This is a genomic window from Dactylosporangium sp. NPDC006015 (genome assembly GCF_040614215.1).
GTDB lineage: Bacteria > Actinomycetota > Actinomycetes > Mycobacteriales > Micromonosporaceae > Dactylosporangium > Dactylosporangium maewongense.
Genome location: NZ_JBEXUD010000038.1, coordinates 89827 through 111805, shown reverse-complemented (window position 1 = coordinate 111805; position 21979 = coordinate 89827). Strand labels below are relative to the sequence as shown.

Here is a 21979-nt window from a genome sequence, read left to right as displayed (position 1 = left end):
CACGTGGCCGGAGAATTTACCGCCTGGTGCCGCGCCCGTAACGTTCGGCTCCGCATGACGACGCCCCGCCGGATCCTGGGGACCCAGGATCCGGCGGGGCCGGGCGCGACAGACCGGTCAGGTCAGCCGCAGGTAGTCGACGTTGAACCCGCCGGTCTCGCAGAACAGCGTCAGCTGCTGGTCGCCGGCGGTGGCGAAGGTGACCGGGACGTGGACGGACTGGTAGGCGCCCCACCCGCCGGTGTCCGGCACGGACACCGTGGCCAGGACCGCGCCGGTCGCGTCGCGCAGCGAGATCGCGCCGGGCAGCGGGCCGCCGGTGCCGGTCGCGACGCGCAGCTCCACGTCGTAGGTGCCGGCGGCGACGTCGAGGCGGTAGGCGAGCCAGTTGCCGGCGGCGGTCCACCCGACGTTCTTCCCGCCGCTGGCGGCGGGGTTGGACTCGATGAAGTTCGGGCCGCCGTCGGTCCAGCCGTGCTGCGCCACGTACGCCTCGGCCTCGACCTTCTCCCCCACGGGCGCGCCGTGCGGCCGGACGGTGACGTGGACCGTGCGCGAGGCGGCGGCGCGGCCGTCGGTGGCGGTGACCGTGAGGTCGAAGGCGCCGGCGACGGTCGGGTGCAGCGAGACGGCGCCGGTGGCCGCGTCGACGGTCACGCCGTCGGGCAGGTCCGTGGCGTAGTAGGACAGGGCGTCGCGGTCGGCGTCGGTGGCCTGCAGCCGCAGCGTCGTGGTGGCGTACTGGTCGACCACGACCGGGCCCGGGTCGCGCAGGACGGGGGCGTGGTTGCGGCCGCGGGGCAGGTCCGCGTCCCAGCGGAACGTGGCGTAGGCGTGCGCTGGCACGGTGGCGACGAACGACTTCCCGGCGAGCACGACCCGCACGGTGCGGTCGGTGTCGAGCGCGTTGCCGACGACCGCGACGTAGCCGTCGTGCCGGTCACGGAAGACGACGTTGCCGATCCCGCCCGCGGTGCCGCTGGAGGCGACCCGGACGTGTGAGGGCGTCAGGTACCGGCTGAACTGCCCGAGCTGGTAGAGCTCGTCGCGGACGGTGAACGTGCGGGAAGCGGTGTCCACCTTGACGAGCCGGTCCGGCCACTTGGTGGTGCGGGCGACCTCGTCCCAGTCGACGTTGTTGTCGCGGGCCGGGGTCCAGTGCAGGGTGCCGCCGTCCTGGTCGGTCGCCTGCGCCCACATGACGTAGGAGGACGCGTCGAGGCGGAAGTCGGCGAGGACCGTGGCCGGGGACAGGTCACTGGTCTCGGTGAGGTGCACGGGCTTGCCGGTCTGCTCGTAGGCGTCCCGCATGACGGTGGGGTCGCCCCAGTACGGGTGGAACGCGATCGCGTCGGCGGCCCGTGCGGCGGCCGGGTCGTCGAGCACCCGGTAGTAGTTCTTCGTGGCGGTGCTGTTCGGGTCACGCCAGTCCCAGAAGTTGAAGTCGTGGATGTAGAGGTCGACGTCGAGGCGGGCCTTGCGCAGCTCGCGGTCGATCGCCACGGACAGCTTCTGCTGCTGCTCGACGCTGATGTCCATGGCCGGGTAGACGACGTCCATGCCGGGCTCGTTGAGCAGCGTCAGCGCGTCGACGCGGATGCCGAGCCGGGCGTACGCCTGGACGTACTTGACGTAGTAGCGGGCGAACACGTCGATGCGGTCGTCGCGGAGCTTGCCGACCTGGTAGTGCTCGCTGGTGCTGCCGGGCTTGAGGGCGACCTCGCCGAGGAACTTGTTGTTGGTCTTCATCCACGCCGGGGCGCTCCACGCGGAGGCGAGGAACGTCGCCTGCGGGTTGTACTTCTGGATCAGCTTGATCGTGTCGACGATGTGCAGGTCGATGTCGCGCTGGATGGAGAAGTACCGCAGGTCGGGGTCCTCGGTGACGCCAGCGGGCAGGTCGTCGTAGGACCAGAACGGCAGGTGCTCGATGAGGTCGGGGCTGCCGATGGTGAGCCGGAAGCGGTCCAGGCCGGCGCCGGTGCGCGGGTCGACGAGCAGCCGGACGGCGCGCTCGCGCTCGGCGGGGGTGAGCTTCCACAGGTTCGACACGGAGGTCTCGTCGATCGAGAAGCCGATGCCGGTGTACGACTGGCGCGTCCGGCTCGGGTCGACGACGACGGTCGCGTCGGCCTGGATGCCGGCCCCGGCGCCGACCCGGGCGTCCGGCAGCGGCTGCCAGTGCGCGGCGCCGGTCGAGTAGGTGCCCGTGACCAGGGCGCCGGGCCGGGCGTTCGCCGCCGCCGGGGCGGCTGCGGCGCCCAGGGCGCCGGCGGTGACCAGCGCGACGGCAGCCACGGAGATGGATCGCCTCACGGCGCCTCCTTCTGCGGATGGTGGAGGCGCGCGGAATCCATCGACGCCTGTAACACGAAGGAAACACGCCGCCGCAGCAGCGTGTCAACCTTTTTTCAGGATTCGATGGAAGTTTCTATGAAACACGCGTCAGGATGGCACCGGCCCGGTCGAGCCACGCACCACGAGGTCGGTTGCCAGCTCCACGTGCAGCGCGTCGAGCTCGTGCCCGGCGAGCATCCGGCCGAGCAGGCTGACCGCCATCCGCCCCATCTCGCCGAGCGGCTGGCGGACCGTGGTGAGCGCGGGGTGCGTGGCCCGGGCGAGCTCGATGTCGTCGAAGCCGGCCACCGACAGGTCGTGCGGCACGCGCAGGCCCCGGTCGGCGGCGGCGTGCAGCGCCCCGACGGCCATCTTGTCGTTGAACGCGACGATCGCCGTCGGCCGCTCCGGCAGGTCGAGCAGCTCACCGGCGGCGCGGTACCCCTCCTCCACCGTCGGGTCGGACACGGCGCGCACCAGGTCGGGCGAGGGCAGCACGCCGGCGCCGACGAGCGGCGCGAGCCAGCCGGCGAGCCGGTCGCTGCTGGCCATCCAGCCCGGGCGGCCGCCGAGGATGCCGACGCGGCGGTGCCCGAGCTCCGTCAGGTGCGTCACGAGCCGCCGGGCGCCGGCGAAGTTGGCCGCCGACACGGCCGCGATGTCGCGCGGCGGCGACGTGCGCGGATCCACGACCACGAACGGGAAGCCCTGGTCGCGCAGCCGCTCCAGGTCCTCCTCCGGCTCCGACGGCAGGATGAGCAGCGCGCCCGCGACCTGCGGCCAGCCGGTCAGCGTCTTGAGCACCTCGGTGCGCTTCCACGACGACTCGCCGGCGTCGACGATCGCGTGCATGCCGTGCACGTCGAGCGCCTCCGCGATGGCGGACACGATCAGCCCGAAGTAGTCCGTCAGCACGTACGGGCAGCGCACATAGACGCCGTTGTCCGCCTTCTCCGCGCCCGACCCGCGCCGCCGCGGCGCCTGCCGGCCGAGGCCGCCCATCGCCTCGAGGACCCGGTCCCGGGTGCCGGGCGCGACGTTGGCACGGCCGTTGAGCACCCGCGACACCGTCGCGATGGACAGGCCGGTCTGCTGAGCGACGTCGCGGATGGTGACGCGCTGCCGCTGCTCTGTTTCACCCGCTTGTTTCATCACCGGCCAGCATATCGGCTGGCCTGCCTGATCCGCCGGTGCGGCGACAGCCGCTCTGTGTCGTTGTGCGCACCTCTGGGGCCGGGCGGTCGCTCGCCCGGCCCCAGAGGGATCTGACTACTCGGTGCGCAGTGCCGTGGCGGTCCGGGTCTTGGCGGCCCAGCCCGCCGGCAGGAGGGCGCCGGCGGCGGCGATGACGAGGCCGCCGAACACCAGGGGCAGGACCAGCAGCGGGGCGTACACCTCGATGTACGACGACGGGATGCCGGTGTTCGCGGCGCGGCCCATCGCCGGCAGGACCGCGTGGTGGAGCACGATGCCGAGCGGGACCCCGATCGCGCCGGCGAGCAGGCCGGTGCCGGTGACCGAGGTGAGGACCATCGTGACCGTCTGCCGCGGGGACATGCCGAGGGCCTTGAACACGCCGAGGTCGTGCACGCGTTCGCGGGTGTCGAGCACGACCGTGTTGAGCACGCCCATCCCGGCGACGACGACGAGCATCAGGGTGAGCGTCGCGGCGAGCGTGTCCATGGCGACGACGGTCTCGCTGATCTCCCCGACGTTGACGTCGGCGCCGCCGCCGAGCGGCTCCAGGACCTTGTTCAGCGCGTCCACATAGGACTTGGCGGTGGCGCCCGGGGCGAGGTCGATGTGGAACTCGACCGACTCCGGCTCGACGACGGTGCCGAGGGCGGTGAGGGTGGCCGCGTCGGTGACGACGCCCCGGCCGTCGTCGCTCAGGTCGAGCGACTCCCCCACGATCCGGACCTTGAGCGAGCGCCCGGCGTCGGTCAGCGTGGCCGTGTCGCCGACCTTGAGCCCGGTGGCGCGCAGGAACGCGGTCGGCACCACGATCTGGCCCGGCCCGTCGAACCACTTCCCGGAGATCATCTTGTACGCGCCCCAGGAGGAGTCCCCGGTGAAGGCGACGACGTCGGCGGGGGTGGTGAGGCCGGAGACCCCGATCTCGGCGTGCCCCGTGGTGAACCACCGGCGGGTGCCGGGCTGCGCGTCGATCGCGGCCCGCACCTTCCCGAGGGCCTCGGCGTCCGTCTGCGGACCGCCCTTGCCGTTCTGCCCCGCACCGGGTGGCTGGCCGGCGCTCACCGGGGCGCTGGGGCCTCCCGAACCGCCCGGGCCGCCCGGCTGGCCCGGTGCCGGCGGGCCGGCGGGGCCGCCGGGGCCGGGGCCGAACGTGAACGCGTGGGCGACGACGGCGCCGGCGGTGCGGCGGTTGAGGCCCTCCTGGATGCCGGCGAGGGACGTGGCGAGGCCGACCCCGAACGTCACCCCGAGCGCGCCCAGGGCGACCGCCGCCACGATCGTCGCGGAGCGGGACGGGCTGGTGAACGGGTTCGCCAGCCCCAGGCTCACCGGCCGGGGCAGCGGCAGGCGGCCCAGCAGCCGCCGCGCCGTCCGCCCGCGCCCGCTGGCCGGGGTGCGGCCGACGGCCAGGGCGGTGACGGTGCGCAGCCGGCCGGCCCGCAGCGCCGGCACGAACGCGGTCAGCACGACCGCGGCGAGCGCGACGAGCGGCACGACCACGCTCACCCACGGCGCGACCGTCATCGAGGCGGTGCCGAACGCGTCGCTCTCGTCCGCCAGGACCGGCACCGCGGCGAGGTTTCCCAGCAGCACGCCGAGCGCGGCGCCGATGGTGGCCGGGATCAGCGCCTGGCCGATGTACGCGCGGGTGACCTGGGCGGGGGTGAAGCCGACGGCCTTCAGGATGCCGATGCGGCGGGTCGCGGCGCCGACCGAACCGCTCACGACGACGCCGATGATGAGCACCGACATGCACAGCCCGAGCACCCCGAACGCGACCACGAACGGCACGAACGTCGCCGCCCGGCGCTCCGCGTCGCGTTTCACGGTGAGGTACGACGCGGCGCCCGTCATCGCGTCGGCGGGCACCGCGCCGGCGACGGCGGCCCGGTGCGCGGTGAGCTGCGCGTCGGTGGTGGCGTCGGCGAAGCGGTACAACATCTGGAAACCGCCCTTGACGTCGCCGCTGAGCAGCGCCGTCAGCTGGTCGGGGGTCGTCCACGCCTCGGCGCTGGTCCCGACCGACCTGGCGAGGCCCACGACGGTGAGCGTGGGGCTGCCCGGCGAATCGGTGAACGTGAGCCGGTCGCCGACCTCGAGCGGCGACCGGCCGGCCGCCCACACGATCTCCCCGGCGGCGGTGGCCCACCGGCCGGCGGTCAGGTCGAGCCGGTCGACGGGCCCGCCGGGGTCGGCACGGCCGGCGAGGATCGCGGGCGGCAGCTGGAGCCCCGGCGGGATGCGGCTGCCGCTGACCGTCGTCGGGCGCAGCGACACGGTCCTGAACGGGCCGACGGACGCGGTCGCGCCGGCCGCCTTCGCGGTGGCGGCGACGGTGTCCGCGGTGACGGCGCCCGCGTCGAACGTGGCCGTCAGGTGGGCGCCCTGCTGCTTGGCGAAGCCCCGGTCGAAGGGCGCGCGGGAAGCGTCGAGGAGGCCTGCTGCCAGTACCGACGCGGAAACGGCGAGCATGGTCGTCAACGCCATCACGACCGACTGGACCCTCCGCCGCCCGCCGGCACGCACCACACTGCCGACGCCGCTCACGCCGTCACCGTTGCTTGGATGCCGTGCTTGACGTCGCGGCTGAGGCGGCCGTCGACGAGCTCCACGGTCCTCGTGGCGCACTCGTGGGCGAGGGTCACGTCGTGGGTGACGAGGACGACGGTCTGACCGTCGCGGTGCAGGGCGGTCAGCAGGTCGCGGACCTCGCGGCCGGACGCCGTGTCCAGGGCGCCGGTCGGCTCGTCGGCGAGGAGCAGCGACGGGCGGTTCATGAGGGCGCGCGCGACGGCGACCCGCTGCCGCTCACCGCCGGACAGCCGGCCGGGGAACGCCTTCGCGTGCCGCCGCACCCCCAGCTTCTCCAGCAGCTCGCCGGCCCTCGCGGTGGCCTCGCCCCTCGGTACACCGGCCAGCTGCGCGGGCAGCAGGACGTTGTCGTGCACGGTCAGGTCGTCGACGAGGTTGAAGAACTGGAAGACCATGCCGATGCGGGCGCGGCGGTACTTCGCGGACGCGGCCTCGCCGAGCCCGTCGACCCGCACGCCGTCGACGGTGACGCTGCCCGACGTGGGCCGGTCCAGCCCGGCGATCAGGTTGAGCAGCGTGGACTTGCCGCTGCCGGACGCGCCCAGCACGGCGACGGCCTCACCGGCGTCGATCCGCAGCGTCAGGCCGGCGAGGGCGGGTGGGCCGTCGTCGTACCGTTTGCTCACGTCGCTGATCTGGATGAGTGGCGCGCTCACGGTGTACCTCCGCGGTCGTCTCGTGTGGATGCTCCGACCGTAGGAAGCGGGCGGTCTCCGGCACGTCGGCCACGGTGACGGTCTCCGGCGGGTGCGTCATCCTTTTGGACTACACAGCGCGGCGGCGTGTGGTCTTTGAAGCCGATGCCAGGCGGCGGGGCGCTTGGCAGACTTGGGCCGTGGACATCGGGTTCGTGCGGCAGCAGCTGCGGGCGATCGGCGCCGAGCTGTGGCGCGTGAGCGGCCCGATGCCGAAGCTGAGCAGGTGGGCGTGGGCCGCCGACGCCGTCCTCGCGCTGGTGCTCACGCTGGTCACGGTCAGCAGCACGTCGCAGCCCGGCGACGCGCCCGCCCCGGACTTCGTCTTCGACGGCGACCGGCACATGCGGGTGCCCGACCTTCGCCTGCCACCGGTCCCTGAGCCGCCGGACCCCGACCCGGGCCCGCACTTCGTCCCCGACGACCCGTCCACCGGGCAGTATGTCCTGGCCGCGCTCCTGGCGCTGCCGCTGGTGACCCGCCGCAGGTTCCCGGTCGCCTCGCTGTGGGTCATCGTCGTGGCCGCGCTGCTGCTGCGCGCGGAGCCCGGGTTCGACCCGACGCCGGCGCTGGTGTGCTTCGTCATCGCCGCCTACAGTGCCGCGCTCTACAGCCGCCACCGGGCCCTCGCGATCGGCAGCGTTATCGTGGCCACCGTGGCCCTGCTCGCCAGCGGCCGGGGCGACGCGGAGACGGAGGCGGGGCCGGGGCTGGCGGTGTTCCTGCTGCTGTGCGCGGTCAGCCTCACCGCCAACGCGATCCACGTCTGGAAGCAGCGGGCCCTGGCCCTGCAGCGGGAGCAGGCGACCGCGACGAGCCTCGCCGTCCAGCAGGAGCGCGCCCGGCTCGCCGGCGAGCTGCACGACGTGGTCAGCCACAGCGTCAGCATGATGGTCGTCCAGGCCGGCGCCGCCCGCACCGTCCTGGACACCGAGCCCGACCTGGCCCGCGAGGCCCTGCTGGCGGTCGAGTCGAGCGGCCGCGCCGCGATGGTCGAGCTGCGCCACGTCATGGGCCTGCTCACGATGGACGACGACGGCCCCGACCTCGCCCCGACGCCGGGCCTCGACCAGCTCGACGTCCTCGCCGACCGCGTCCGCCGCACCGGCGTCCCCGTCGAGGTCGTCCAGACCGGCACGCGGGTGCCACTGCCCGCGGGGGTGGAGCTGGCGGCATACCGGGTGGTGCAGGAGGCCTTGACCAACGCGGTCAAGCACGCCGTGGGCGCCTCGGTGACCGTCACCGTCGACCACACCACCGACACCCTGCACGTCGACGTCACCGACACCGGTGGCGCCGCCGACGCCTCCGCCGACCCTGGCAGCGGCCGCGGCCTGGCCGGCCTCCGCGACCGCCTGACCGTCCACGACGGCACCCTGTCCGCCGGCCCGACCCCCACCGGCGGCTTCCGCGTCCACGCCACCATCCCGATCCCCGCCCCATGACCCGCCCACCTCACCACCCGGCGCCCACATCCCCGGCCCCGCCCTTCCCCGTCGGCGCGGCGCTACTGACCAGCCATGCAGTCACGGGCGACGCCTTCCTCCCCGGCCACCCACCGGGAGACCGCGATGCTGCGCTACCTGAAGCGGCTCTCCGACCTGGACTGACCGCCACCCACGCTTCCCCCGCACCTGCAGACCGCCCGACGCCGCCCCATCCTCAACCGCCCGGAAGCTGCGCCATCCCCTGCCGACTCGCAGTCCCCGACTACCCGGGCTGCACGCCATCCCCAATCACCCCGGACGCTGCGTCAACCCCTGCCAATACACCGTCCCCCAACCACCCGGGCTGCACGCCGTCTCCAACACCGCGCCGCCCCTGGCAGCGCGGACGCCGCACCGTCCTCCACAACGCAGACAGCCGACAGTCCCCAACCCAGTCCCTGCGCCATCCCCTGCCAACGCACCGTCCCCCACTTCCCGGACGCTGCACCGCCCCCTGCAAACGCGCCGTTCCCGAGCAGCGCAATCCGCGCGACGTCCCGCAACAACCCAGGCAGAGCGCCGTCTCCAGCAACACGGACATCGCACCATCCCCTGCGCCGTTCCCCAGCAACGCAGACAGTGCACCGTCCCCAACAGCACACCGTCCCGCACCGGTGCGCCGTTCGTGCCGACACCGCGTCGATCCCCAGGGCAGAGAGCACCCGTCCCCTCAGCGCCGTCCTCAGCAGCGCGGCACCTGCCCCGTCTCTGCGAACGTGCCATCCCGCAACGCAAACACCGCGCCGTTCCCCAGCAGCACCGACAGGACCGCGACCAGCAACAGCATGCCGTCCGCCGCCACCACCCCAGCAGTGCGGGTACAAACCCCGTTCGCCGACATGGCGGGCGCGGCGGCGGGGTCGGTGCGACCTTGTCCGTGGTGGTTGTGGTGAGTTGGCGATGTCGCAGTCCCCGAGGTGCACCGGCGATCTGCGCGGCTGCTGCCGGGCCTCGCCCATCGTTGAACGCTGCCACCCAGCATGATCGAAGGATGGATCCGGTCACGCCCGCGGCCAGGGCTGTCCTTCGATCTTGGCTGCGGCGCGAAGTGCAGTGTCCGGGCGGCATCGTCTGGAGGAGGGGCGTCCAGGGCGGTGGGCGGGTGCGGTGCATCCTGGTCGGAGTGTGGTGGAGGGAGGTTTCGTGAGCGAGCCGTTGCGGGTGGTCGTCGCCGACGATCAGGCGTTGGTGCGGACCGGGTTCCGGATGATTCTCACGGCGAGTGGGATCGAGGTGGTCGCGGACGCGGCCGACGGGGCCGAGGCGGTCGACGCGGTCCGGCGCACCCGGCCCGACGTGGTGCTCATGGACGTGCGGATGCCGCGCATGGACGGTCTCGAGGCGACCCGCAGGATTCTCGGCGGGCCTGTCACGGGGGCCGCGCCGCGGGTCATCATCCTGACGACGTTCGACCTCGACCAGTACGTCTACGCGGCGCTGTCGGCGGGGGCCAGCGGGTTCCTGCTCAAGGATGTCAGCCCCGAGCACCTCGTCGGCGCGGTGCGGCTGGTCCGGGCCGGTGACGCGCTGCTGGCGCCGTCGATCACGCGGCGGCTCATCGAGCGGTACGCGACCCGGGACGCCCGCACCGCCACGCTCCATCGTGACCTGTCGGGGCTGACGCCGCGCGAGGTGGAGGTGCTGCGGCTGCTCGCCAGGGGGCTCAGCAACGCGGAGCTGGCGGCGCAACTGCAGCTCAGCGACGCCACGGTCAAGACGCACATCGCGAGGATCCTGTCGAAGCTGCAGCTGCGCGACCGCGCCCAGGCGATCGTCGCCGCGTACGAGACCGGGCTGGTCACCCCCGGCTCGGGCGCCCCGTGAGCACGGCCGGCGGAGCGGCTCAGCGGGTCGTCGGGACCTCGGCGCGGAAGGAGGTGGCGTCCAGGTCGTAACGCTCCAGGAAGTCGGCCACGGCTTCGACCACGACGCGTTCGACGATCTTCACGTACTTCGTCGCCTCCAGGGCGGGCAGGGCGGCGGTGGGGTCGCCGACGAGGTCGCGGATGCCGAGGCGGGCGCTGTGGTCGTGCCAGCCGCCGGGGTCGGGCCGGCGCGCCAGGGTTCGCAGCCGGTGGGCCGCCGTGCGGGTCAGCCGCCACGGCGCGGCCGTCAGCTGTGTGAGCAGCTCCAGGTGTACGACCGGCGCCGGCACGAAGCACGCGGTGCGTACCGGTGGCAGGACGTGGGCGGAGAGCTCGACGTACACCACCGAGGCCTCGATCGACGTGTGCACGAACACGGACACGTGCCCGTCGCCGTCGTCCGGCGGCACGACCGGCCGGCCCTCGGCGGTGGTGACGGCCCTGGCGCGCGGCACGATCACGACCCGGTCGTAGTGGCGCAGGCCCTCCTGCGGGGCCCGGACGACCGCGTCGACGGCCTCCCGGGACGCGAGCGGCAGCGGGACGCCGTCTTCGAGCAGCGGGTCGCCGCCGCCGCGGACCCCGTCCGCGGCCAGGTACGACGTCACCGTCAGCCCAGGCACCCCGTGATGCCCGGTGCCGTCGCCGAGGCCCTGCAGCGCCTGACCGACGTGCCGGCGCAGCAGGACGGGGTCGAGGGTCGCGGGGCTGCGGGGGCGGTAGCCGCCGGAGTCGATCGCGCGCAGCGCCACCGCGACCGACCACGCCCGCACCCGCGGCCCGGCACCGACGAACGGGTCGCCCCGGCTGAACGCGACGTTGCCCCGCTGCGCGGCCGCGACGACCGCGACCCGGCGGGCGGTCGAGGCCCGCACCGGGGCCGGGTGGGTCCCGGCGGTGAGGGTCGTGGCGGTCCACCACAGGTGTGCGAGGTGCCCGCCGACGGCGCACCCGGCCAGGACCGCGAGCGCCGCCCACACCCGTCCCCCGGGCGCCGCGCCGACGGCGGCGACGACCCGGTCGAGCTCACCGCCCGGCGCCGCGACGGTCGAGCCGGCGACCGTCAGCACCGCGCCGACGGCCGTGACGAGACCGAAGACCAGCGCGGCGGCCAGCAGCGCCCGCCCGGCGGGCGGCGCCCCTCGCACCGCCTTCGACCGGCACAGCCCCGCGACGGCGCCGAGGAGCAGGACCGCGGCGGTGGTGCGCGGCGCGAGGATCAGCGCGACGACCACCGCCGCGGTGAGGAACGCGTCCCTGACCGTGCCCAGCAGCCTGGCCCGCAGCGCGTGGCACAGCACCGGCTCCAGGTCCAGGCCGACCGACGGCGCCACGGCCCGCCGCGGGTCGTCCGTGAGCTCGGCGACGACCCGCTCTGCGAGGCCTGAGTCGAGGTGTACCGCCGCGCACAGTCGCCGGGTCGTCGTCGACGGCGAGCGCCGCGCCGGACTCGCGTCGGGCATGGCGAACAGCGGCGGTGGCCAGGCGGCCTCGCGCTTCGCCTGCCGCGGCGGCAACGCGGACGCGACGTCCGCGTCGGGCGGCTCCGCGGGCGATCCACCCCGCGCCGGCCACCGCGACCCCGTAGAAGCCGCGTCACCGGGCGTGACGTCCGGCACCGCCCCCTGCCCGGGCCACCGCGAGCCCGCGGACGCGACGTCCGGCGACGCACCCTGCCCCGGCCACCGCGATCCGGCCGGCGCGACGTCGGAGGACGCACCCCGGCCCCGCCACAGCAACCGCCCACGACGCGCCGACTCACCATCCGGAGCACCCGGCTGATCCGTCACCGACCCGCCGCGACCCCGCCCCGCCGAGTCGCCGGGCACGAGACCGGGCGAGTCGGCCCGGCCACGCCACAGCGATCGCCGACGGCGGGCGGGCGCATGGTCCGAGGCTGCCGGGGCGGCTGATGCGCCCGATTGGTCTGTAGGCACGGCGGTTCGGGCCGGCCGGTCGTTGTCCGAGGAGCCCGGCTGGTCTGATGGGACGACATCGGGGTGCGTCGGGTCGGCGGTCCGGGCGCGCCACAGTGGCGTGCCGCGGCGGACCGGGGCGGCGGGCTGATCCGGTGGGGCGGTTCGATGGCGCGGCGCGGGCCATCGCGGCTGGCCGGCGGCCTGGACCGTGCCGCCGAAGGCGGGCGTGTCCCGGCTCAGCGCGGCCAGCACCAGCCCACGGGCCGGCGCCGATCGGTCGTGACGCCCCAGCGCGGTGAGCAGCCGCGCGAGGAAGGCCTCAACTCGCATGGTGGTCGTCGCCGGTCTTCTTGCGGGCCGCGGGCAGCTTGACGCGCAGGCGTGACACCCGTCCGGCGCCGTTCAGCATCGGCGTGGCGGTCTCGGGAGGGGCGGCGGCGGTCGTACCGGCGACGGCGGCGAAACTCAGGAACGGCGCGGCAACCCGGGCGATCTGTGTCAGCAGCAACGGTGCCGCGATCCCTGACGCCAGCGCCCCGGCCGGGCCGGACGCCTGTCCTGACGCCCCGAGCCACGCGGCCAGCCCCGCGCCGGCGAGGCACCGGACGGCGGCGGACACCGCGTACGCCGTCGGCCCCGGCTCGCCCGACCCGCGCCACGGCGGCCGCGCGGTCCGGCGGCGGGCCGCCAGCAGGTCGAGCGCTTCGAGCATGAGCGCGGCGAACAGACCCAACATGGCCGCTCCGGCTGCGCTCATCGGACCACCATAGGAACGGGCCGCCCCGGGCTTCCACGGTATCGACCATCGATCACCCGGTCGGGTTGACGCTCCCCTTACGCGTCTGGCACTGTCTAGGTTGTCTAGAGGACCTGGAGGACTGGTGAGCAAGGCGCCACTGTACGTGCGGATCGAGCGGGAGCTGCGGGCGCGGCTCGCCGGCGCGCGGCCCGGCGACACGGTGCCGGCCGAGTCGGTGCTCGCCACGGAGTTCGGGGTCGCCCGGATGACGGTGCGGGCCGCGCTCAACGCCCTGGAGTCCGACGGGCTCATCGAGCGGATCCAGGGGCGGGGCACGTTCGTGCGGCAGCGGCCCGAGCCGCGGGCCGCCGGGACCCTGATGAGCTTCCACGACCAGGTGCGCGGCTGGGGCCGCACCCCGCGCTCGCGCCTGCTGGAGGGCGAGGTCCGGGCGGCCTCCGCGGCCGAGGCGGCGGCGCTCGGACTGACGGCCGCCGCACCCCGGGTGGTGTCGATCGCCCGGGTAAGGCTCGCCGACGACGTCCCGCTCGCGGTCGAGTACGCCTGCTTCCCCGCACACCTGAGCGCCCTGCTCGACCTCGATCTGGAGGCCGGTTCGCTGCACCACGCGCTGCACGGGCTGGGCCTGCGCCCGACGCTCGGCTCGTCGACGCTGACGGCGCAGCGGGCCGGCACCGACGGCGAGCGGCTGCACGTGCCTGCGGACGAGCCGCTGCTGGTCGAGACCCGGCTGATCGTCGACCAGCACTCGGCGCCGCTGGAGCACACGGTCAGCCGGTATGTCGGCGCCCGCTACGACCTGCGCGTCACGTTCGACGTGCGGCCACCCGGAACAGGAGAGTCCCGATGAACGTCGCCAAGATGATCGACCACTCGCTGCTGCGGCCCGAGCTGACCACCGCCGACGTCCGGCACGGGTGTGAGGTCGCAGCGCGCCGGGCGGTCGCCTCGGTGTGCGTCCGGCCGTCCGACGTCGGCCTCGCCAGGGCGGCACTGGACGGGACGGGCGTGCTCGTCGGGACCGTGGCGGGGTTCCCGCACGGCGACACCCTCACCACGGTGAAGGCTGCGGAGACGCGGGCGCTGGTCGAGGCGGGCGCCGACGAGATCGACATGGTGCTGCACATCGGGCGGCTGCGCAGCGGCGACGAGGCGTACGTGCACGACGACATCGCGGCCGTGATCGCCGCGGCGCAGGGGCGGGTCGTCAAGGTGATCCTGGAGAACGTGTACCTCACCGACGAGCAGAAGGTCGCCGGCTGCCGCATCGCGGAGCGGGCCGGTGCGGGGTTCGTGAAGACCAGCACCGGGTTCGCCGGCGGCGGCGCCACCCTGGCGGACATCCAGCTGATGCGCGCCACCGTCTCCCCGCACGTCGAGGTCAAGGCGGCCGGCGGGGTCCGCAGCCTCGACACCCTGCTCACCCTGCACCGCGCCGGCGCCACCCGCTTCGGCGCGACCGTCACCGAGGCGATCCTCGACGACTTCGCCGCCCGCGAGCGCGGGGAGCCGCCGGCTGACGCGCCGTCCACCGGCAGCGGCTACTGAGCCGTAGGACCGCGGCACAGAGGGCGGACGTCGGCGGTCAGCACCGTAGGGCGGGCGGCCGGCGAGCGCTATCGGGGCGTCGTGACAGCGGTCAGGATCTTCGTGTACGCCGCGCGGCGGTCGGGGCGGGCGCGGGCGGCGGCCTTGGTGAGCGCCGGCGCGACGGCGGGACCGAAGCGGGTCAGGCCGGCCTCGGCGGTGCGGCGGACGGTCGGGTCGGGGTGCAGCAGCAGGCCGACGACCGCGCCGATCGCCGGTGCCCAGGCGGCGCCGCTGACCGCGCGGACCGCGGCGCGCACGATGTCCGGCTGCGGGTCGGCGAGCAGGACCTCGCTGTGCCGCAGGTACGTGGGCCGGTCCAGCAGCTGGCGCGACACGCGGTGGGCGTGCAGGCGGACCTTCGCCTCGGGGTGCCGCAGCAGGTCCCCGAGCAGCTCGGCCAGGCCGGTCCCGTCGCCGGTCTCGGCCAGACCGGCCAGGGCGACGCGGATCCTCGTGGCGTCGCCGTCGCGGGCGAGGTGCAGCAGCTCGTCGCGGGTCGGTGGGCGCACCGTCGCCGACGGCCGGTCCAGCAGCCCGGCCGGCAAGCGGGGCTCGGCCGGCTCCGGCAGCAACGGCGCGGGCGGATCGCCGAGCAGGGTGGCGGCCGTGGAGCGCGGCAGCCGGTGCAGCGCGGTGCCGGCGGCGGCCACGACGGACGGGTCCGGGTGGTCGCGCAGCCGGAGCAGGGCCGGGACGAACGGCGGCAGGTCCGCAGGCACGAGCCAGTGTGTGAGCCGCATCGCCTGGTGCAGCCGCGGGACAGGGGCGTCGGCGGCCAGGTCCTCGGGGGTCAGCGCGCGGGCCAGTGCCGGGGTGGGCGGCAGGTCGGCGTCGCGCTGCAGGTACACCTGCAGCAGACGACGCTGGATGGCCGGTTCGGGCCACGAGCGCAGCGCCTCGGCCGCCCGCAAGCGCTGCGTGGTGCCGGGTTGCGGGTGGTCGAGCATGGTGAGGAGGCGGTCGCGCAGGGCAGCCGAGCGGGGCTGGTCGAGGTCGCCGTCGTGCGGGGTCCGCGGCGCCGGGCCTGTGCGGCCGGCCTCCTCACCGAGAGTCCACAGTGGAGCGTCAATGGGTTGCAGGGCCACCATCCGGTCGAGCAGTGCGGGGCGTTCGTCGGCGGCGGTGCCGGGCCACGCCTCGATCAGTGCAGCGAGGCGCTCCCCTGACTCCGCTGTGGACGGTTTGGCATCAAACGCCTCTCCTGTGGACGGCTGGAAGCCGAACGCCTCGCGCAGGACACGCGTCTCGGCCTGCCACGGGTCGGCGCCGAGCGCGGCATCGGCGAGGGCGCGTTCCACGTCGTGGCGGGTGAGGACGGCGCCGCAGCGGCGCAACGTGGCGAGGGTCGAGCGGAGGCCGGCGGGCGCGGGCGGCGCGGCCCGCAACCTGGACGCCACGTCCAGCGCCGCGGCGGGGGTGAGGTGTGGGGCCAGGTCCTCGAGGACGGCGAGGAGGGCGTCGCGGGCGGCGTGCGACAGTTCGCCCACCCCGGTGACCACAGTGGACCGCGCGCGGCCGAACGCGATCCGCTCCTCGGGCGTCCACGGCGCCGGGCAGCAGCGCACGACGAGCCGCAGCACGGACGGGCGCAGGTCCGGCTCGGCGGCCGCGAGCCTGAGCCAGTCGGGCAGCAGCCGCCGCAGGCCGGGCAGCAGCGTCTCCGGCAGCTCCCCCTCGGCGGCGGCGACCCGGCGGGCGGTCCCGGCGTGCCACCCGTCGCGGGTCAGGGCGACGAGGTCCGGATGCGGCTCACGTACGGCGGCCGCGGCCGACTGGGTGATGCCGTGCGCCGCCATCCGGCCGGCGAGCGAGGCGACGGCGCCGTCCCGCACCCGCAGCCGGCCGCCGGCGATGAGGTGCAGCAGCGCCGGGCCGGCCGGCGAGCCCTGGTCGGTGAGCGCCGCGACCGACCGCGCGGTCAGGGCTCCGTCGAGGGATTCGAGCAGCGGGAGTTCGCCGGAACGTTCGAAGGCGGCGATGACGGTCGCGTCGGCCGCGTCGGCGAGGATCGCCCGCAGCGCGGCGGTCAGCGCGGCCCGCAGGCCGGGGTTGTCGTGCCGGCCGAGCCAGCCGAGCAGGTGCGGCACCGTGGCTGGGGTTCCGGTGGTGCGCAACGCCTCCGCCGCGGCCTTCTTGATGTTCATGTTCGGGTGTTCGAGGCAGGCGGCGACGGCGTGACCGGCCCAGCGGGCGCCGGCCCGGCCGAGCGCGATGAGGGCCTGGCGGACCGTCTGCACGTCCCCAGCGGCGGTGAGCGGCGTCAGCGTCGCGGCGAGTGCCTCGATCCCGTCGCGGGCGAGGACCGCGACGGCGTGTTTGCGCACGTGCGGGTCGCGGTGGCGCAGGAACCGGTGCGTGCGGGCGCGGGTTCGCTCGCACGGTGCCCGCTCCAGCAGCTCGAGCAGCACCGCCAGCTCGGTCGGCGGCGTCCCCGGCCGGTCGAGCAGGTCCAGCGCGACGCTCGCGGCGAACGCGTCACCGGCTAACCCGCTCGCCGGCGTCCAACTGAGCGGCGTCAGGCCGCCCGGCGAAGCGTCCGGCCGCATCGTACGGGCCGGAGAGACCTCCAGCGGCGCCGTCCGGGTCGGCGGCGTGGTCGGCGGCGTGGTCGGCGGCGTCGAGGAGGCAGACGGGGCGGATGCGGCCGTCGCGGTACAGGCGGCGGCCCAGCCCCTGCAGCGCGGCGAGCGCCTCCTGCGGCACGACCGGCATCCGCTTCGTGGCCGCCGGCCGGTCCCGGTCCGGGTCGACGGCGGCGAGGTCGGCGGGGAGCCGGTGCTGCTCGTCCGGCGGGTTCCCGCGGGTGTCGTACGCGAGAGCCAGCTCGGCGACGATCCGGCTTAGCAGCTCGGTCACGTCGTCCACGGCGGCGGCGTGACCGGCCAGCCAGATCAGCGCCTGGAGCGGCCGGTCGGGGGTGGCGCGGGCGCGCAGGACGGCGAGCTCGCGCTCGTCGGGGCGGCCGAGGTCGGCGGCGATCCGGTCGGGCAGGGCCGCCGGGTCGAGCCGCAGCAGCAGCGCGTGCCGGCGGGCCGGGTCGGGCTGGAGCAGCCAGCACAGCTCGAGCGCCTGGTGCCGCCACGGCCGCAGGAACGGCAGGTCCTGGGCGAGACCGTCGGCGAGCACGGCGACGGTACGGTCGCCGCCGACCGCTTCGAGAGCGTGCAGCGCCGCGGCCGGCGCGCGGGGCAGGGCGGCGAGCACGGCGTCCTCGGCGGGAGCGTGGCGCAGCGCCCGGATCGCGGCCAGGAACGGCTCCGGCTCGGCGGCACGAGGCAGCAACGCGGCGACGTCCCCGCCGATGTCGAGGTCCGGCGCCCCCTGCCGCGCGAGGGCCACCAGCAGGTCGAGCCGCCGCGCCCAGTCCGCCCCACTCCCGTCATCAGCCCCGGCAGACGAACCGGGAACGGAACAGGCAGCGGGACCGGCGAGGAGTGCGGCGCGGGTGGCGTGCCGGGCCGTGTACAGCAGCGCCGCGACGTCGCCGGCGGGAATCGCGTGGTCGGCGAGCGCGAGACTCACGACACCCGCGGCGTCGGCGGCGGCGACGATCAGGCCGCGGTGGTGCATGGTGGTGAGGCAGGCGACCGCAGCCGGGCCCAGCAGCAACGGATCGGTGGCACCGAGACCGACGACGGCGGGAATGTGCTCGCGGTCGAGCAGCTCGCCGAGCGCTTCGAGCGCGCGCTGCCGGACCCGGGGCGGCACCCGGACGTCGGCGCCGGCGTCGAGCAGCGGCTCCCGGAGGCCGTGCCGCGCCGCGGCCGCCACCGCCGCCGATGCGACATCCGCCGTGCCGGCGACGCCCGCCGGCGAAACGCCGGGACCGGTGGGCGCGGGGGCGAGGAGCGCGCGCAGGCGGTGCGGGGCGACAGGGTCGACGGCGGCCCAGGGCTCGGCCAGCTCGGTGAGCGCGCCGGCCACGACCGCCGGCGTGCCGCTGTCGAGGAGCCGCCCCAGGATCCGGCGGGCGGCGGCGGGGGCGAGCACCGCGGCGCGCAGCCCCTCCCGGCACAGGCGGAGCGCGGCGCCGTGCAGGACCGGGTCGTCGCGGCCGGTGAGCTCGTCGAGCAGCCGCGGCGGGTCGGACGCGTCGGCGCAGGCCAGGCCGGCCACCGCCTGGAGCAGCGGCTCGCCGGGCGGCTCGGCGGGAAGGCGGCCCGGCAGGTGCAGCAGCTCGGCCCGCAGCCACGCCACCCGCACCACCGCCACCGGACCGTGCTCACGCCAGCGGGGCCAGGCGGACGGCGGCAGCCGGCCGTGCCGCTGGAAGAGCGTCGCCGTGGCGAGCGCGACCTCCGGCGTCTCGTCCGTCCCGAGCAGCCGCAGGAGATCCTCGTCGACGTCTCCGCCGATGAGCCGCGCGCCGAGCCACTGCACGGCGAGCAGGCGCAGGGACGGGTCGCCGTGGCGGGCGAGCCGGGCCAGCAGCGCGGGCGGGCAGGCGGTGCCGTCGACGTGTGCGGCGAGCCAGTCCACGTCGCCCCGGTCCACAGCGGCCGTGACGTGCGGATCCGTCGGCTCGGTCACAGGCCCGATCCTATGCGGGCCCACAACCGGAATCAGGCGGCGGTGAGGGCGCCGATCTCGTCGAGGATCGGCGTCCACAGCGGGCGCGGCAGGTCGTGGCCCATGCCGGGGTGGACGACGAGGCGGGCGCCGGGCACGGCGGCGGCGGTGGCGTGCCCGCCGGCCACGCGGATGAGCGGGTCGGCGTCGCCGTGCACGACCAGCGTCGGGACGCGGACCGTGGCCAGGCCCGGGCGGCGGTCGCCGGAGGCGCGGATGGCGGCGAGCTGGCGGCGGGCGCCGGCCGGGTCGTGGCCGCGGTCGTACGCGCGGCGGCCGACGTCGCGCAGCCACGCCTCGTCGCGCGGGTAGGCGGGCGAGCCGATGGCGGTGAAGACCTGGAGCATGCGCTCGCCGGCCTCGTCGCGGGTGGTGGCCGGCGGGATGCCGAGGGCGCGCAGCGCCCCGAGCCGCGCGCGGCCGATCTGGGGCGCCGGCGTGGACATGATGGAGGTCAGCGTCCGCACGCGGTCCGGGTGCCCGATCGCGAGGGTCTGCGCGATCATGCCGCCGAGGGAGGCGCCGGCGACGTGGGCGGAGGGCCAGCCGACGGCGTCGAGGACGGCGACGGCGTCGAGGGCCATGTCGGCCAGGCGGTACGGCGCCACGGCCCGCGGGCGGGTCAGCAGGTCGAACAGGCTCGGGTTGCCGGCCTGCGACCAGTGCGTCGACTCGCCCGCGTCGCGGTTGTCGAAGCGGACGACGCTGTAGCCGCGGCTGGTGAGCTCGGCGCACAGCTCGTCGGGCCACGACAGCAGCTGCATGCCGAGCCCCATGATGAGCAGCAGGGGCTCGCCGCCGGGCGGGCCGAGCCGCTCGTAGGCGATGGTGACGTCGTCGCGGCGGGCCAGGGCGATGACCATCGGCTCAGCATCGGTGATGAGACGCGATCTCGGGAAGGCCCGCCGCGACGCCGGTTTCAGCAGCCGACGCAGGTCGCGGCGTCGAACTCGTGGTCCCGCAGCCCCGGGGGCATCTCGGCGACGCCGGGGCCGCCGGCGGTGAGCCACGCGCCCACCGCGTCGACGGTGTCGTGGCCGAGGATGTCGCCCAGGTAGACGGGTCTGGCCCCGCCGCGGCGGGCGGCCCGGGAGGGCTGGACCACCACGACGTTGGAGCGTTCGCAGACCGAGAGGCACTCACTGACGCGGACGCGGTGCCGGCCGGCGCCGGAGCGCAGCGCGGCGAGCTGCGCGTCGTGGTCGACGTCGGGGTGCTTGTCGGTGCTGCCGCAGCAGCAGTCGCGGCACACCGTCAGCGTGCAGGCGTCGTCCCCCCACGGCGGGGCCATGACGTCAGCGGCTCGCGGCGAGGGCCGGCGCGGCAGTGTCCAGACCGGCGTCCCGGCCGGGGCGCTGGTCGGGGTCGCCGGGGACGGGCGCGGCCGGGTCGGTGCCGAGCTCGACGATGCGGTTGGCCCTGTCGACGTGGACGACGCGGGAGCGGTGCGAGGCGACCTCGGCGGCGTCGACCAGCTCGAACGACATGATGATCACCAGGTCGCCGGGCGAGACGAGGCGGGCGGCGGCGCCGTTGATGCCGATGACCCCGCTGTCGCGGGCCCCCTCGATCACGTACGTGGTGAGGCGGGCGCCGGTGTCGATGTCGACGACCTGCACCTGCTCCCCTTCGACCAGGCCGGCGGCCTCCAGCAACGCGCTGTCGATGGTGATCGATCCCACGTAGTGCAGGTCGGCCTGGGTCACCGTGGCGCGGTGGATCTTTCCGCCGAGCAGGGTGCGCTGCATTGAGTCGTCCTCTCCGAGGGGCAGACATGGAGGTCCCGAAAGGACGGACATGGAAGCCCATCCTAAGTTAGGCAATGCTAACCTACATTCCTGCCTCGGCGCGCCACCCTCCGGCGCGGCGGCCGCGACCCCGAACTCTCCAAGGAGCATTGATGACCCGCACCCCCCGACCCAGGACGTGGTCGCGCCGCACGGCGCTCGCCGCGGCCGCCCTGCTCGCCGTGACCGGCCTCGCCGCCTGCGGCGACGACACGAAGGACTCCGCCGCCGCGACGCCCAGCGGGTCCGCCGCGCCGGCCGCGTTCCCCGTCACGATCGAGCACAAGTTCGGCTCCACGAAGATCGAGTCCGAGCCGAAGCGGGTTCTCACGGTCGGCTGGAACGACCAGGACTTCGTGCTCGCCCTTGGCGTCACGCCGGTCAGCACCCGCGAGTGGTTCACCGAGTACCCGAACTACCCGTGGGTCAAGTCGGCGCTGGGCGGCAAGACGCTGCCGACGTTCTCCGCCGAGATCAACTTCGAGGCCATCCTCAAGGAGAAGCCCGACCTGATCATCGCCATCTACGAGACGGTCAACCAGGAGACGTACGACCGGCTCACGCAGATCGCGCCGACGGTCGTGCAGTCGAAGGACTACGCCGACGAGCAGACCCCGTGGGACGCACAGACGCTGACCACCGGCAAGGCGCTCGGCAAGTCGGCCGAGGCGAAGGCCCTCGTCGACAAGGTGAACGCGAAGCTCGCCGAGGTCAAGAAGGCGCACCCCGAGTTCGCCGGCAAGGTGCTCGTCGAGGACTTCGGCCCGGAGAACGGCCAGCACTGGCTCATCGCCGCCAAGGACCCGCGCCGCGCCCTGTTCGACGCGCTCGGCTTCGCCGCGCAGGCCGAGAAGGACGAGATCAGCGAGGAGCGGCTCGACCTGCTCGACAAGGACATCCTCTTCGTCAACGGCGCCACCAAGGCCACGATGACCGCCTCGCCGGTGTTCGCCAAGCTGAAGGTCGTCACCACCGACCGCGCCCTGTACACGACGTTCGAGACCCCGCTGTCCGGCGCGCTGGCCTACAGCGGCCCCAACGCGCTGCTCTTCGCCCTCGACATCCTGGTGCCGGCGCTCGCCGCCGCCGCCGACAACGACCCGGCCACGAAGGTCCCGGACCTCGCCGCCGCGTAACCCGCGACCACACAAGAGGGGCGGCGCCGTCGTGGCGCCGCCCCT

The 21979-nt window shown here is 75.1% G+C and carries 16 protein-coding genes; 5 read left to right on the top strand and 11 right to left on the bottom strand.

Annotation, left to right across the window (positions count from 1 at the left end; all coding sequences use genetic code 11):
* Window positions 1–117 precede the first annotated feature (117 nt).
* From ABZ321_RS43330 to ABZ321_RS43315, 4 genes are all read right to left on the bottom strand, one after another.
* Window positions 118–2316 (bottom strand): carbohydrate-binding protein, encoded by a 2199-nt coding sequence (locus ABZ321_RS43330; protein WP_354901620.1) that lies wholly within the window; start codon window positions 2314–2316, stop codon window positions 118–120.
* 129 nt (window positions 2317–2445) lie between these two features.
* The gene (locus ABZ321_RS43325; protein WP_354901618.1) at window positions 2446–3489 is read right to left on the bottom strand and encodes a LacI family DNA-binding transcriptional regulator; all 1044 of its coding nucleotides are present in this window, start codon (window positions 3487–3489) and stop codon (window positions 2446–2448) included.
* Between the two features lie 117 nt (window positions 3490–3606).
* The gene (locus tag ABZ321_RS43320; RefSeq protein WP_354901616.1) at window positions 3607–6081 is read right to left on the bottom strand and encodes an FtsX-like permease family protein; all 2475 of its coding nucleotides are present in this window, start codon (window positions 6079–6081) and stop codon (window positions 3607–3609) included.
* Window positions 6078–6782 carry an ABC transporter ATP-binding protein gene (locus ABZ321_RS43315; protein ID WP_354901614.1) on the bottom strand — a complete coding sequence of 235 codons (705 nt, stop codon included), beginning with the start codon at window positions 6780–6782 and terminating at the stop codon, window positions 6078–6080. The genes ABZ321_RS43320 and ABZ321_RS43315 overlap by 4 nt, the downstream gene beginning before the upstream one ends.
* A gap of 179 nt (window positions 6783–6961) precedes the next feature.
* Between ABZ321_RS43315 and ABZ321_RS43310 the strand changes: the two genes are divergently transcribed.
* Both ABZ321_RS43310 and ABZ321_RS43305 read left to right on the top strand, forming a co-directional pair.
* Window positions 6962–8266 (top strand): histidine kinase, encoded by a 1305-nt coding sequence (locus ABZ321_RS43310; RefSeq protein WP_354901612.1) that lies wholly within the window; start codon window positions 6962–6964, stop codon window positions 8264–8266.
* 1185 nt (window positions 8267–9451) lie between these two features.
* Window positions 9452–10132: a response regulator transcription factor gene (locus ABZ321_RS43305; RefSeq protein ID WP_344498900.1), complete on the top strand. Its 681-nt coding sequence runs from the start codon at window positions 9452–9454 to the stop codon at window positions 10130–10132.
* Between the two features lie 19 nt (window positions 10133–10151).
* Here the strand turns inward: ABZ321_RS43305 and ABZ321_RS43300 are convergent, their stop codons facing one another.
* Together ABZ321_RS43300 and ABZ321_RS43295 are read right to left on the bottom strand one after the other, a co-directional pair.
* Window positions 10152–11792 (bottom strand): hypothetical protein, encoded by a 1641-nt coding sequence (locus ABZ321_RS43300; protein ID WP_354901609.1) that lies wholly within the window; start codon window positions 11790–11792, stop codon window positions 10152–10154.
* A gap of 619 nt (window positions 11793–12411) precedes the next feature.
* Entirely contained in the window at window positions 12412–12849 is a 438-nt protein-coding gene (locus ABZ321_RS43295; protein ID WP_344498896.1) for a hypothetical protein, read from the bottom strand.
* Between the two features lie 124 nt (window positions 12850–12973).
* On the opposite strand from ABZ321_RS43295, the gene ABZ321_RS43290 reads away from it, so the two are divergent.
* Window positions 12974–13702: a GntR family transcriptional regulator gene (locus ABZ321_RS43290; RefSeq protein WP_344498894.1), complete on the top strand. Its 729-nt coding sequence runs from the start codon at window positions 12974–12976 to the stop codon at window positions 13700–13702.
* Complete coding sequence (deoC, locus tag ABZ321_RS43285; RefSeq protein ID WP_354901606.1) at window positions 13699–14400, top strand: deoxyribose-phosphate aldolase; 702 nt, start codon at window positions 13699–13701, stop codon at window positions 14398–14400. Before ABZ321_RS43290 ends, deoC begins: the two co-directional genes overlap by 4 nt.
* Before the next feature lie 68 nt (window positions 14401–14468).
* Here the strand turns inward: deoC and ABZ321_RS43280 are convergent, their stop codons facing one another.
* Genes ABZ321_RS43280 through panD form a run of 5 tightly spaced genes read right to left on the bottom strand, consistent with a single transcriptional unit; the run spans window position 14469 to window position 20759 of the window.
* A complete protein-coding gene (locus tag ABZ321_RS43280; protein ID WP_354901604.1) occupies window positions 14469–16988 on the bottom strand; it encodes a HEAT repeat domain-containing protein in 2520 nt (839 codons plus the stop codon).
* Window positions 16918–18972 carry a hypothetical protein gene (locus tag ABZ321_RS43275; protein ID WP_354901602.1) on the bottom strand — a complete coding sequence of 685 codons (2055 nt, stop codon included), beginning with the start codon at window positions 18970–18972 and terminating at the stop codon, window positions 16918–16920. Before ABZ321_RS43275 ends, ABZ321_RS43280 begins: the two co-directional genes overlap by 71 nt.
* A 32-nt stretch (window positions 18973–19004) precedes the next feature.
* The gene (locus tag ABZ321_RS43270) at window positions 19005–19874 is read right to left on the bottom strand and encodes an alpha/beta fold hydrolase (protein WP_354901600.1); all 870 of its coding nucleotides are present in this window, start codon (window positions 19872–19874) and stop codon (window positions 19005–19007) included.
* Between the two features lie 56 nt (window positions 19875–19930).
* The gene (locus ABZ321_RS43265) at window positions 19931–20269 is read right to left on the bottom strand and encodes a hypothetical protein (protein WP_344500676.1); all 339 of its coding nucleotides are present in this window, start codon (window positions 20267–20269) and stop codon (window positions 19931–19933) included.
* 37 nt (window positions 20270–20306) lie between these two features.
* A complete protein-coding gene (gene panD, locus ABZ321_RS43260) occupies window positions 20307–20759 on the bottom strand; it encodes an aspartate 1-decarboxylase (protein ID WP_354901598.1) in 453 nt (150 codons plus the stop codon).
* A 152-nt stretch (window positions 20760–20911) separates the two neighbouring features.
* On the opposite strand from panD, the gene ABZ321_RS43255 reads away from it, so the two are divergent.
* Window positions 20912–21934 (top strand): ABC transporter substrate-binding protein, encoded by a 1023-nt coding sequence (locus ABZ321_RS43255; RefSeq protein ID WP_354901596.1) that lies wholly within the window; start codon window positions 20912–20914, stop codon window positions 21932–21934.
* The last annotated feature ends 45 nt before the right edge of the window (window positions 21935–21979 follow it).